This is a genomic window from Laribacter hongkongensis DSM 14985 (genome assembly GCF_000423285.1).
Taxonomy (GTDB): Bacteria; Pseudomonadota; Gammaproteobacteria; order Burkholderiales; family Aquaspirillaceae; genus Laribacter; species Laribacter hongkongensis.
On the sequence record NZ_AUHR01000005.1, the window covers coordinates 116,389 to 128,389 of the forward strand.

Consider the following 12,001-nt stretch of genomic DNA (forward strand, 5'->3'; position numbering starts at 1 on the left):
GTGGATGCACCCGGTCGCCGGAGCGATGGCCGGATGCATGACGGTGCCGCCGTCCTGCCGGGTCAGGCGTGAGAGGGAGTCATGCCGGCGCGTTCTGCCTGCCAGAGGCGCACCAGTGCGAGAAACTCGTCTTCGGGCAGCGGCCGGCCAAAGAGATAGCCCTGATAGGCGTGGCAGCCAAGGCGGGTCAGGAACGTGCGCTGGGCCTCGGTTTCCACGCCTTCGGCAATGACGGCCAGTCCCATGGTGTTGGCCAGTGCGAGGATGGTGCGCACGATGGCAGCATCCACCGGTTCCTGGGCTACGTCGCTGACAAAGGAGCGGTCGATCTTGAGCTGGTCCAGCGGCAGGCGGCGCAGGTAGTTCAGCGACGAATAGCCGGTGCCGAAGTCGTCCAGCGAAAATCCGATGCCGTGTGCCTTGAGGGTGTTCATCTTGCTGATGGTGTCGTGTATGTCGCCGATCAGCAGGCTTTCGGTCAGTTCCAGTTTCAGGCGGCTGACCGGAGCCCGGGTGTTTTCCAGGATGCGCAGGACGTGCCCGACAAATTCCGGCTGACGGAACTGGCGGGCACTGACATTGACAGCCAGAGTCAGCCGGGCCAGGGCCGGATCGGCGGCCCATTGCACCAGACGCCGGCAGGCGGTTTCCAGTACCCAGTTGCCGAAGCGCACGATCAGGTCGGACTGCTCGGCTACCGGGATGAACACGGCCGGGCTCATCATGCCGTGTTGCGGATGGTGCCAGCGCAGCAGGGCTTCGGCTCCCAGTACCTGACCGTCGTCGTCCACCTGGATCTGGTAATGCAGCTCCAGTTGCTGGCGTTCGATGGCCTGGTGCAGGTGGCCTTCCAGGTCGGCACGTTCATCCACGGCCTTTTGCATGGTCTGGTCGAAAAAGCGCAGGGTGTTGCGGCCGGCGGCCTTGGCTTCGTACATCGCCAGATCGGCCTGTTTGAGGATTTCCTCGACGCTGTTGTCCCGGCCGCGGAATAGGGTGACACCCATGCTGGAGGTGCAGTGATGGACATAGCTGCCCAGCTCGTAAGGCGCTTGCAGGCTGGCCAGTACCTTGTCGCCGATGCTGCGGGCATAGGTGGCGGCATCGGCGATGTCGGCTCCCAGGCCTTCGAGCATGACCACGAATTCGTCGCCGCCCAGACGGGAGACCGTGTCGGTTTCACGTACCTGGTTGCGCAGGCGGCTGGCGACCTGTTGCAGGAGCTGGTCGCCCTTGTCGTGCCCCTGGGTGTCGTTCAGGAACTTGAAATTGTCCATGTCGATGAACAGCAGGGCACCGACCTGCTGGTTCTGGCCCGAAGCAACACAGGCTTGCCGCAGGCGGTCCAGCAACAGGCGGCGGTTGGGCAGGTGGGTCAGCGGGTCATAGTAGGCCAGCCGTTCGATTTCCTCTTCGGCCTGCTTGCGCTGGGTGATGTCGATGATGGTACCGACGTAGTTGGTGATGGTGCCCTGCGGGTCCCGCACCACGGTAATGGTGAGCCAGCAGGGGTAGATTTCCCCGTTGCGGCGCTGGTTCCAGACTTCGCCGTGCCAGTTGTCGTTGTCCTGGATCGATTGCCACATGCTCTGGTAAAAGGCCGCATCGTGCTGGCCGGACTTGAGCATCCGGATCGGCTTGCCCAGCACTTCACGGGCGCTGTAGCCGGAGATGTTGCTGAAGGCATAGTTGACCCGCACGATGCGGGTGTCGGTATCGGTGATGACCATGCCTTCCTGCGCTTCGAAGGCTGTGGCCGCCACCCGCAGGTCGGCTTCGGCCTGGCGCTGGTTTTCCATGCTGTCGAGGAAAGTGTTGAACCAGCCGGTCAGCTCGCTGATTTCGCTCAGTGATTTCATCGGCGGCATGCGCCAGTCAGGTGCAAGCCGTTTGGCCTGGAAATCGCGGAATCCGTCCGACAGGGCGCGGATGGGCTGGATGATGCGGCGGTCGAACAGCCGTGACGGCCAGACCAGCAGGACTAGGATCCCTGCCAGCAGGGCTGTCCCGGTCTGGGTGATGTGCCGCAGGGGAGCCAGCAGTTCGTCACGGGGAACGGTGCTGATGATGTACCAGTTCTGGGCCGGCAATCTCCGGTAGTTGAGCAGCGTGGGCTGGCCGGCCAGATCGACGGTCAGCGATCCGGCTTCGCCGGTCAGCAGTTGTCCCAGGCTGGGGGCAATGGGCTGGCCGATCAGTGTGGCATCGGGGTGGTAGAGCAGGCGGCGGGCACGGTCCACCACCAGCAGCCGGGAACCCCGTCCCATTTCCAGCCGGTCGAGATGGCGGTACAGCGCGGTCGGTTCATAGTTGACCAGCAGCGTACCCAGCCGCCGCGGTGTTCCTGTGTCCATTGTCTGGAGCGTATCCCACAGGGGCTTGCTGGCCACGATGACCTGGTGCTGGTCTGACGAATTGTTGATGTTGCTGCGTATGCCGTGCCAGTAGATGTTGCTGCCCGCCTGGCGTGATTCGCGGATCAGCTGGTTGAGCTGGGTGGTGTTGACGTAACGGCTGCTGAGGGTGTCGCCTACGTGGTAGTGCTGGCCGCCAGCCGAAAAAATGTCGAGCGACACCAGTCCGTTCAGGCTGCTGTAACCGCTCAGGATGGTGCTGATGCGGGTCTGGGTGGAAATCTGGTCAATCGTGCTGATGGGGTCGGATTGCGCTGACCTCAGTGGCGTGCCGCTGGCCTCGGCACGCCGGATGGCCTGCTTGATTTCCTCGATGGCGCTGATGTTGCGCAACAGGTCTTCGATATGGTCGAGCTGTTGCGAGAGGTAGACCTCCTGGTCGATCAGCAGGTTCATGCTGTTTTTGGAGGCCATTTCCACCATGGTGTCCCGCACGATGCTGAACGTCAGGATCTGGTACAGCAGGAACGGTGGAATGCAAATGGCCAGCAGGAATCCTGCCAGCTTGAGTGAAATGTTGGCCTTGAACTTCATGGCTGCCGCACGCTGGTGCGGGTCAACAGTTCGGTTTCCACCTTGATCTGTCCGGTGACCGGTTTGCCGGCAATGGCGTCCAGTGCTGCCTTGACGCTGAGATAACCCTGTTCGGCCGGGCGCTGGTCGACCGTGGCCACCATCTGGTTGCTGGCCAGTGCGGCACGGGCCTGGGCAATGCCGTCAAAACCGGCAACCTTGACCTGGCGGATGCCGTGGTCAGCCAGGTAGCGGATCACCCCCAGTGCAATCAGGTCGCTGATGCAGTAAATACCGCGCAGCTCAGGGTTCTGCTTCAGCAGGTTGCCGGTGATTTCATAGGCTTGCTCGATGGTCCACGAACTCTGGCTGGCTACCAGCCGCATTCCGGCTGCTTCCAGAGCCTGGCGGGCGCCTTCGCTGCGGCGCAAGGCATTGATGGCATTGGAATTGCCCTCAATGATGGCGACTTCGGATTTGGTCGGCAGGCTGGCTGCCAGATGGGCGGCAGCCTTGTATGCCGCACGATGGTTGTCGACGCCGATGAATGGCAACGGGTCAATGCCTTCCTGGGCCAGTGCATCGGCATCCAGGCGGGTATCGAGATTGATGATGTGAATGCCGGCTTTATGGGCACGGGCAATAACCGGTGCCAACCGGCTGGAATCAGTCGGGACAATGATTATGGCATCTGCTGATTTGTTGTTGATGATATCGTCAATAAACTGGATTTGCTGGTCTATGGAAGTTTCCAGCCCGACTGCCTTGACGAACAATTCGGCACGGTTTTCTGTCTGGGCCTGTCTGGCACCCTTTTCCATCTCGATAAAATAAGGGTTGGACAGCGATTTCATCACCAGTGCAATTCTGGGGAGATTACCGGTTGCCTTGCCGGATTCAGGGCTGGCAGCAGAAGCCGTTGTCACGGCTTCAATCCTGGGCCGGTTTTCATCCTGGCATCCACCGAGGCCCAGCAATACAAGCAGCGTAATGGCGAAGCGTGCCAGTGTATTCATTGAGCGCCTCGTTGGAATAAACGATTTGAATGGTGTAACGGATTAGCCAGGAATTATGCCCGAGTCAAAACCGGCATTTGCGAATTTATTCATGAAGTGTGCTTGATCTTTATCAAGCGTCTATTGGCTGACGGATACTGTTCATGTATTCGGGATTGATGGTGTCTGAATGCAGGAGCAAGACACCGGCAAGAAGCAGTGAACCGGCAGCGGGTCAGGCAGATGCAAACCGGACCGGGATGCATCGTGAAAGCGGGAAGTGCCGGCAGGCACCGGCCCGCAAGCCGGATTGCCGCCTTGATGCTTGTCCGTCCCGCCCGGCCTGACGGATGTCTGCCGGGGCGGGACGGGGAGGGTCAGTACACGCAGTCGACGCAGTACACCTTGCGTCCGTCACGCTCGGTGGCGACCAGACCGTGCACGTCGGTTTCAAAGCCCGGCAGCTCGCGGTTGAAATCCTGCACGAACTTCAGGTAGTCGACGATGGTGCGGTTGAAGCGCTCGCCCGGGATCAGGAGTGGAATACCCGGCGGATACGGCGTCAGCAGCACGGCAGTCACACGGCCCAGCAGCTCGTCCACCGGCACGCGCTCGATTTCGCGGTGTGCCGTTTTGGCAAAGGCCTCCGACGGTTTCATGGCCGGTTCCATTTCCGACAGGTAAATCTCGGTCGTCAGGCGGGCGATGTCGTGGCGTGCATAGAGCTGGTGGATCTTCTGGCACAGGTCGCGCAGGCCGACCCGCTCGTACTGCGGATGCCGGGCAACGAACTCGGGCATGATCCGCCACATCGGCTGGTTCTTGTCGAAATCGTCCTTGAACTGCTGCAACAGCGAGATCAGCGTGTTCCAGCGGCCCTTGGTGATGCCGATGGTGAACATGATGAAGAAGCTGTAGAGGCCGGTCTTTTCCACCACCACACCGTGTTCGGTCAGGTATTTGGTGACGATGGCGGCCGGAATGCCCATTTCTTCAAAGCTGCCGTCCACGTCCAGCCCCGGAGTCAGCAGGGTGGCCTTGATCGGGTCGAGCAGGTTGAAGCCTTCCTCGATGCCGGCAAAACCGTGCCAGCGGTCTTCGGGCTTGAGCTGCCAGTCGGCCGGGTCGCAGATACCGTCGTCGGACAGCTCTTCCGGGCCCCAGACGCGGAACCACCAGTCACGGCCGTATTCATCGTCCACCTTGCGCATGGCACGGCGGAAATCCAGTGCCTCGACCAGTGATTCTTCAACCAGCGCCTGCCCGCCGGGTTGCTCCATCATCGCGGCGGCGACGTCGCAGCTGGCGATGATGGCGTACTGCGGGCTGGTCGAGGTGTGCATCAGGTACGCCTCGTTGAAGGACGGCACATCCAGCTGCCGGTTTTCCGGATCCTGTACCAGGATCTGCGACGCCTGCGACAGGCCGGCCAGCAGCTTGTGGGTCGACTGGGTCGAGAAAATCATCGACTCCTTGCAGCGCGGACGGTCTTCACCGATGGCGTGGAAGTCGCCGTAGAAGTCGTGGAAGCTGGCGTGCGGCAGCCAGGCTTCGTCAAAGTGCAGGGTGTCGACTTCGCCGTCGAGCAGGCCCTTGATCTCTTCGACGTTGTAAAGGATGCCGTCGTAGGTCGACTGCGTCAGCGTCAGGATGCGCGGCTTGGCGTCAGGATTCTTTGCCAGTGCCTCACGGGCGAACGGGTTGGCCAGGATCTTGCGGCGGATATTCTCCAGCGAGAACTCGCTCTTCGGAATCGGGCCGATGATGCCGTAGTGGTTGCGCGTCGGCATCAGGAACACCGGAATCGCGCCGGTCATCATGATCGCGTGCAGGTTCGATTTGTGGCAGTTGCGGTCGACCAGCACGATGTCGCCGGCGGCCACGGTGCTGTGCCAGACGATCTTGTTGCTGGTCGAGGTGCCGTTGGTGACGAAGAACAGGTGATCGCAGCTGAAAATGCGCGCGGCGTTGCGCTCGCTGGCCGCCACCGGGCCGGTGTGGTCCAGCAGCTGGCCCAGTTCGTCCACCGCATTGCACACGTCGGCGCGCAGCATGTTTTCACCGAAAAACTGGTGGAACATCTGGCCGACCGGGCTCTTGAGGAATGCCACGCCCCCCGAGTGTCCAGGGCAGTGCCACGAGTAGGAGCCGTCGTTGGCGTAATCGACCAGCGCGCGGAAGAACGGCGGTGCCAGCGTGTCGAGGTAGGACTTGGTCTCGCGGATGATGTGGCGGGCGACGAAATCCGGCGTGTCCTCGTGCATGTGGATGAAGCCGTGCAGCTCGCGCAGGATGTCGTTGGGGATGTGGCGTGCGGTGCGCGTTTCGCCGTACAGGTACACCGGGATGTCCGGGTTGCGGCGGCGGATTTCGGCCACGAAACCGTACAGTTTGCCCAAGGCGGCGTCGGTACTGTCCGCAGTGTGGAATTCTTCGTCATCGATCGACAGGATGAAACCGGCCGCCCGGCTTTGTTGCTGGGCGAAAGCAGTCAGATCGCCATAGCTGGTGTAGCCGATGACTTCCATGCCATGCCCCTCGATGGCGGAGGCGAGCTCGCGGATGCCGGAGCCGCTGGTGTTTTCGGAGCGGAAGTCCTCGTCAATGATGACGATGGGAAAGCGAAAGCGCATGCATGAATCCTTCATGGGCTGTTCTGCGATGGGGCGTGCCGGCCTTGAGGCAGTTTTTGTGTAGTGGAAGTCCAGGGAAAAGTCGCAGAGGGTGCCTTCTGCCAGAACGGGACCGGCGCAGTGCCGCGCGCCCTGGCGCATGGGGCCGGAAAGCCCTGGCCGGACGGCCGGGAACCTGTGCCATGCGGGCGGGCGTGATTGTAATCCTAACGTCATCGCTTGCCAGGGAAATTGCGCACTTTTGTGCCGTATCCGGCCATTTTTTTGTGAAGTTTTTCCGTGCGGGCACAGCCCGGCGGGTTTTCCTCCGATTTCTGCCCTCCATGCCCATCGGGGCTATGCCCATGTCGATTCACGGAGGCTTTGCCGATTCACTCCGTGTAAGGCCTTACTCCGTCCGTCTGTCAGTCATCCCTGACACCTTCCGCACCGTTTGACTACACCGGCAACAGTCGCCTGATTTGCGACTCGCCCCATCGTCCGGGCCGTCCGGGCGCACCGGCACCCCGCATTTGCAAATGGAGGTTATCCATGCATCTCACTCCGCGTGAGCTCGACAAGCTCATGATCTATTGCCTCGCCGAAGTGGCGCACAAGCGCAAGGCCCAGGGAATCAAGCTCAATCATCCCGAATCGGTTGCCGTGATTTCGGCGGCAGCACTGGACGGCGCCCGCGCCGGCAAAACGGTTGAGGACGTCATGAAAGATGCCGCCACGGTCCTGACCCGCGACGACGTGATGGAAGGCGTTCCGGAAATGATTCCGCTGGTGCAGGTCGAAGCCGTCTTCACCGACGGCAGCCGGCTGGTCACGGTGCATTCCCCGATCCAGTAAACCGCTCCCTGCACACCCTGCCTTCAATCTGTCTGACGGAGAGTTAGCACCATGACCCAGTACATTCCACCGGGCGGCATCGTGTTTGCCGACGGTCCCATCGAACTCAATGCCGGCCGGCCGGTTACCAGGCTGGTTGTCCGCAATACCGGCGACCGCCCGATCCAGGTCGGATCGCACTTCCATTTCTTTGAAATCAATGCCGCTCTCGAGTTTGACCGCGAACAGGCCTTTGGCAAGCGGCTCGACATTCCGGCCACCACTGCCATCCGCTTCGAACCGGGTGACGAGCGTGAGGTCGATCTGGTGCCGCTGGCCGGCAAGCGCCGTGTCTACGGCTTCAACAACCTCGTCGATGGCTGGACCGGTGGTGACGAAGCGAAAAACGTCTACCAGCCGCGCAAGGCCGAAGCCCTGCGCCGCATGGAACTGCTCGGCTTCAAGCACCGCAAGGCCTGAGGCCGGTCATACCCGGCTGACGGCCTGTGCGGGCCGTCTGCTCCATCTGATGAGGAAAGGCATACACGATGTCCACTATTTCCCGGCAGCAATATGCGGACCTGTTTGGTCCGACCACGGGTGACAAGATCCGTCTGGGTGATACCAGCCTGTTTGTTTCGATTGAAAAAGACCTGCGCACATACGGCGATGAAGCGGTTTACGGCGGCGGCAAGACCCTGCGTGACGGCATGGGGATGGACAACGAGCTGACCAGCATCGGCGGCGCGCCGGACCTGCTGATCACCAACGTCACCATCATCGACGCCGTGCTTGGCGTCATCAAGGCCGACGTCGGCATCAAGGACGGCCGCATCTGCGGCATCGGCAAGGCCGGCAATCCCTCGACCATGCCCGGCGTCACGCCGTCGCTGGCCGTCGGCCCGGCAACCGACGCCATTTCCGGCGAGCACCTGATCCTGACTGCCGGCGGCATCGATGCCCACGTGCACATGATCTCGCCGCAGCAGGCCGAAGCCGCACTGTCCAATGGCATCACCACCCTGTTCGGCGGCGGCCTCGGGCCGACCGACGGCACTAACGGCACCACCATCACTTCGGGAACCTGGAACCTCGAAATGATGATGCGCTCGTTCGATGCCCTGCCGATCAACGTCGGCCTCCTGGGGAAGGGCAACTCGTCCGGCATGAAACCGATCGTCGAGCAGATCGAAGCCGGGGCCGCCGGCCTCAAGGTGCACGAAGACTGGGGTTCCACCGTCGGTGCCATCCGTACCTCGCTGGAGGCGGCCGATGAATACGACGTGCAGGTGGCCATCCACACCGACACGCTGAACGAGGGCGGTTTTGTCGAAAACACCATCGCTGCGTTTGACGGGCGCACCATCCATACCTACCACACCGAAGGCGCCGGCGGCGGCCACGCACCGGACATCATCCGGGTGGCCAGCTACAGCAACGTGCTGCCCAGCTCGACCAACCCGACCCTGCCGTTCGGCATCAACTCGCAGGCCGAACTGTTCGACATGACCATGGTGTGCCACAACCTCAACCCGAAGGTGGCAACCGACGTGGCCTTTGCCGAAAGCCGGGTCCGTCCGGAAACCATTGCCGCCGAAAACGTGCTGCACGACATGGGCGTGATCTCGATCATTTCCAGTGACTCGCAAGCCATGGGCCGGGTCGGCGAAAGCTGGGCGCGTTCGATCCAGACTGCCGACGCCATGAAGCAGGGGCGCGGCAAGCTGCCGGAAGACAATGCCGGCGACGACAACTTCCGCGTGCTGCGCTACGTGGCCAAGATCACCATCAACCCGGCCATCGCCCAGGGCATCAGCCATCTGGTCGGCTCGGTGGAAGTCGGCAAGTTCGCCGACCTTGTGTTGTGGGAGCCGGCCTTCTTCGGTGCCAAGCCGAAGTTCGTCATCAAGGGCGGCATGATTGCCTGGAGCCTGATGGGTGACCCGAACGCCTCGCTGCCGACACCGCAGCCGGTGATCTACCGCCCGATGTACGGCGCGTTTGCCTCGGCCCTGCACAAGACCTGCATCACCTTTGCCTCGCAGGCCGGCGTGGCCAACGGCATCGCCGAGCGTTACGGGCTGCAACGGCTGGTCGAGCCGGTCCGCAACACGCGCGCCATCACCAAGAACGACATGGTGCGCAATGCGCATACGCCGCACATCGAGGTCAACCCGGAAACCTTCGCCGTGATGGTGGACGGGGTACATGCCACGGTGGCGCCGATCCGCAGCGTGTCGCTGGGTCAGCTGTACTTCTTCAGCTGACCGTTGTCACGGGTGCCCGGGGGCCGGGCACCCGCAGCCAACTCACCGGGATGTGTGATGAATGCTCTGGACGTGATGTGGATCGGTATCGGCGGAGGCGCCGGATCACTGCTGCGCTGGTATGTCGGCATCAAGGTCGGCGAACGCTATCACGGCGCTTTTCCCATGGGGACGTTCCTGATCAACGTCACCGGTGCCTTCGTGATCGCCTACCTGTCGGTCCTGTTCGGCGTGGACTGGCGTGACCGGTTCGGCTCCGGCATCAACGCCGGCGTGCTGACCGGTGTCCTCGGGGGCTACACAACGTTCAGCAGCATGCAGCTGGATGCGGCGAAGCTTGCCGACTCCGGGCGCGGCAAGCTGGCGACCGGCTACCTGCTGCTGTCCACGGTGGCCGGCCTCGCTGCGGCGGTATTCGGGGCATGGCTTGCCATGCTGCAAGGCTAGGAGGACGACATGATCAACCTGGTCATACTCGTGTTCGTGGGCGGTGCCTTCGGAGCCATGTTCCGCGAATTCGTCATGCTGATGGTGCCGCACATGGCCGACGGTTTTCCGCTGGACATCTTCGTGGCCAACGTCGTGGCGAGCTTCCTGCTCGGCCTGTCCACCACCCTGCACCAGCGCGTCAAGCTCCATCACCACGTCCACACCATGATCGGTACCGGGATCATGGGCGGCCTGTCGACGTTCTCCAGCTTTGTCTGGGGAGCGGTGACCGTCATGCGCCAGCCCGGTCATTTCTGGATTTCCGTGTTTTACCTGATCGCCAGCCTGCTGGTCGGTTTCCTGATGGTGGAAGCCGGACTCAAGCTGGCCAAAAAGACTGCCGCCTGAGCGGGCAGGCATTTCTGGAATCTTCTGGGGGGAAGCACCATGCTGCTGATTGAAAACATTCTGGGCAACCGGCAGGACGCCGGCTGGCAGGAACGACTGGCCGGGCTGCACGTCGACATGCTGGCACTGGACCAGTGGGAGGCGCAGAAAAACCGTCTGCGCAAGAAAACCGTGGCCGGAGTGGAGATTGCCCTGGCCCTGCCGCGCCAGAGTCACCTGCACGATGGTGACGTACTGTTTTATGACGAGGCTGCCGGCGAGGTGATCGTGGCCAGCATCACGCTCAAGGACGTGATGGTCATCAACCTCTCCGATACCGAGGCGCTGTCGCCCGAGCTGATCGCCCGCACCTGCTTTGAACTCGGCCATGCGCTGGGCAACCAGCACTGGCCGGCCGTGGTCAAGGAAGGCCGGGTGTACGTGCCGCTGACCGTTGACCGCAAGGTGATGGAATCGGTGATGCGCACCCATTCCTTCGAGCACATCCACTACAGCTTCATGCCCGGTGCCGGCGTGATTCCGTACCTCGCCCCGCATGAAACCCGCCGCCTGTTCGGCGGAGCCGACTCGACGCCCCACAACCATGTGTCCCAGCTGGCCGGGGAGGGTGACGGCGCCAGGATGAATCTGGCTGAACACGGTCACTGCCACGAACACACCCACCAGCACGACGACGGCACCGAACACGCCCACCCGCACGAGCATACCCACCAGCACCTGCAAAGCGGAGACGACCATCACCATGCGGAAGTCCACGGCAACTTCACCCCGCACCGGCACGACCACTGACAGGAAGGGGCTGGCCATGAAGGCGATCAGTGCCACCGAATTGCTGCGCGTGCTGCAGTTTGGCGATTCGACCCTGCCGGTCGGGGCCTTCTCGTTTTCCAACAGTCTGGAATCGGCCCTGCAGGCCGGAGAAGTGCACGACGCCGATACGCTGGGGCAGTACGTCCGGGCGGCCTGCCGCCAGACTTCGGGACTGGACGGCGTGGTGCTGCTGGCAGCGCACCGGGCCGCCTGCCGGCAGGACCTTGACGGCGTACTGGCAGCCGATGAGGCACTGATGCTGCGCCGCGTGGGGGAGGAGCAGCAACTGATGACCACCCGCATGGGCAAGAAGCTCGGCGAACTGGCCTTGCGGCTGTGTCCCGCGCCGCTGACCGGCGAGTGGGTCAAGGCCATCAACGACAACGTCACGCCAGGCTGTTTTCCGGTCGGCATGGGGCTGCTGTTTGCCGGCCTGGAACTGCCCGAGCGCGATGCCTTTGCCGTCCATCACTACGGACTGGCCTCGATGATGGTGGGCGCCGCCCTGCGCATGATGCGCGTCGACCACTACGACACCCAGTCCATCCTGTTTGCGATCAATGGCGAAGTCGAGGACGAATACCTGCGGGTTGCGGGGTTCGGCCTCGGGGACATGGCCGGCTTTGCCCCGGTATTCGACGTCATGGTGGCGCACCACGTCGAATCGCACGTACGCATGTTCATGAATTAAGGCAGCACTACAACACACAACATCAGGG

The 12,001-nt window shown here is 62.3% G+C and carries 10 protein-coding genes; 7 read left to right on the plus strand and 3 right to left on the minus strand.

What is annotated here, in order from left to right; translation table 11 throughout:
* Positions 1-62: 62 nt before the first annotated feature.
* The 3 genes from G542_RS17905 to G542_RS0106365 form a co-directional block, all read right to left on the minus strand.
* A complete protein-coding gene (locus G542_RS17905) occupies positions 63-2,948 on the minus strand; it encodes a bifunctional diguanylate cyclase/phosphodiesterase (RefSeq protein WP_081666764.1) in 2,886 nt (961 codons plus the stop codon).
* Positions 2,945-3,943, minus strand: a complete 999-nt coding sequence (locus G542_RS0106360; RefSeq protein WP_051189947.1) for a substrate-binding domain-containing protein — start codon at positions 3,941-3,943, stop codon at positions 2,945-2,947. Before G542_RS0106360 ends, G542_RS17905 begins: the two co-directional genes overlap by 4 nt.
* 356 nt (positions 3,944-4,299) lie before the next feature.
* A complete protein-coding gene (locus tag G542_RS0106365; RefSeq protein ID WP_027823686.1) occupies positions 4,300-6,555 on the minus strand; it encodes an arginine/lysine/ornithine decarboxylase in 2,256 nt (751 codons plus the stop codon).
* A gap of 531 nt (positions 6,556-7,086) precedes the next feature.
* On the opposite strand from G542_RS0106365, the gene G542_RS0106370 reads away from it, so the two are divergent.
* The 7 genes from G542_RS0106370 (at position 7,087) to G542_RS0106400 (ending at position 11,973) form a co-directional block, all read left to right on the plus strand.
* The gene (locus G542_RS0106370; protein WP_012696517.1) at positions 7,087-7,389 is read left to right on the plus strand and encodes an urease subunit gamma; all 303 of its coding nucleotides are present in this window, start codon (positions 7,087-7,089) and stop codon (positions 7,387-7,389) included.
* 51 nt (positions 7,390-7,440) lie between these two features.
* Positions 7,441-7,848: an urease subunit beta gene (locus G542_RS0106375; RefSeq protein ID WP_012696518.1), complete on the plus strand. Its 408-nt coding sequence runs from the start codon at positions 7,441-7,443 to the stop codon at positions 7,846-7,848.
* Positions 7,849-7,916: 68 nt separating this feature from the next.
* Positions 7,917-9,635, plus strand: coding sequence for an urease subunit alpha (locus G542_RS0106380; RefSeq protein WP_027823687.1), 1,719 nt, complete (start codon positions 7,917-7,919; stop codon positions 9,633-9,635).
* A gap of 57 nt (positions 9,636-9,692) precedes the next feature.
* Positions 9,693-10,082 (plus strand): fluoride efflux transporter FluC, encoded by a 390-nt coding sequence (locus tag G542_RS0106385; RefSeq protein WP_012696520.1) that lies wholly within the window; start codon positions 9,693-9,695, stop codon positions 10,080-10,082.
* A gap of 9 nt (positions 10,083-10,091) precedes the next feature.
* A complete protein-coding gene (gene crcB / locus G542_RS0106390; protein WP_012696521.1) occupies positions 10,092-10,472 on the plus strand; it encodes a fluoride efflux transporter CrcB in 381 nt (126 codons plus the stop codon).
* A gap of 39 nt (positions 10,473-10,511) precedes the next feature.
* Positions 10,512-11,261 (plus strand): urease accessory protein UreE, encoded by a 750-nt coding sequence (locus tag G542_RS0106395; protein ID WP_027823688.1) that lies wholly within the window; start codon positions 10,512-10,514, stop codon positions 11,259-11,261.
* A 16-nt stretch (positions 11,262-11,277) separates the two neighbouring features.
* Positions 11,278-11,973: an urease accessory protein UreF gene (locus tag G542_RS0106400; RefSeq protein WP_027823689.1), complete on the plus strand. Its 696-nt coding sequence runs from the start codon at positions 11,278-11,280 to the stop codon at positions 11,971-11,973.
* The last annotated feature ends 28 nt before the right edge of the window (positions 11,974-12,001 follow it).

Excerpts from the sequence above, each read along its gene's own strand:
- G542_RS0106375 (WP_012696518.1), top strand. The coding sequence starts at position 7,441 with ATGACCCAGTACATTCCACCGGGCGGCATCGTGTTTGCCGACGGTCCC.
- crcB (WP_012696521.1), top strand. The coding sequence starts at position 10,092 with ATGATCAACCTGGTCATACTCGTGTTCGTGGGCGGTGCCTTCGGAGCC.
- G542_RS17905 (WP_081666764.1), bottom strand. The coding sequence starts at position 2,948 with ATGAAGTTCAAGGCCAACATTTCACTCAAGCTGGCAGGATTCCTGCTG.
- G542_RS0106370 (WP_012696517.1), top strand. The coding sequence starts at position 7,087 with ATGCATCTCACTCCGCGTGAGCTCGACAAGCTCATGATCTATTGCCTC.
- G542_RS0106380 (WP_027823687.1), top strand. The coding sequence starts at position 7,917 with ATGTCCACTATTTCCCGGCAGCAATATGCGGACCTGTTTGGTCCGACC.
- G542_RS0106400 (WP_027823689.1), top strand. The coding sequence starts at position 11,278 with ATGAAGGCGATCAGTGCCACCGAATTGCTGCGCGTGCTGCAGTTTGGC.
- G542_RS0106365 (WP_027823686.1), bottom strand. The coding sequence starts at position 6,555 with ATGCGCTTTCGCTTTCCCATCGTCATCATTGACGAGGACTTCCGCTCC.
- G542_RS0106395 (WP_027823688.1), top strand. The coding sequence starts at position 10,512 with ATGCTGCTGATTGAAAACATTCTGGGCAACCGGCAGGACGCCGGCTGG.
- G542_RS0106385 (WP_012696520.1), top strand. The coding sequence starts at position 9,693 with ATGAATGCTCTGGACGTGATGTGGATCGGTATCGGCGGAGGCGCCGGA.
- G542_RS0106360 (WP_051189947.1), bottom strand. The coding sequence starts at position 3,943 with ATGAATACACTGGCACGCTTCGCCATTACGCTGCTTGTATTGCTGGGC.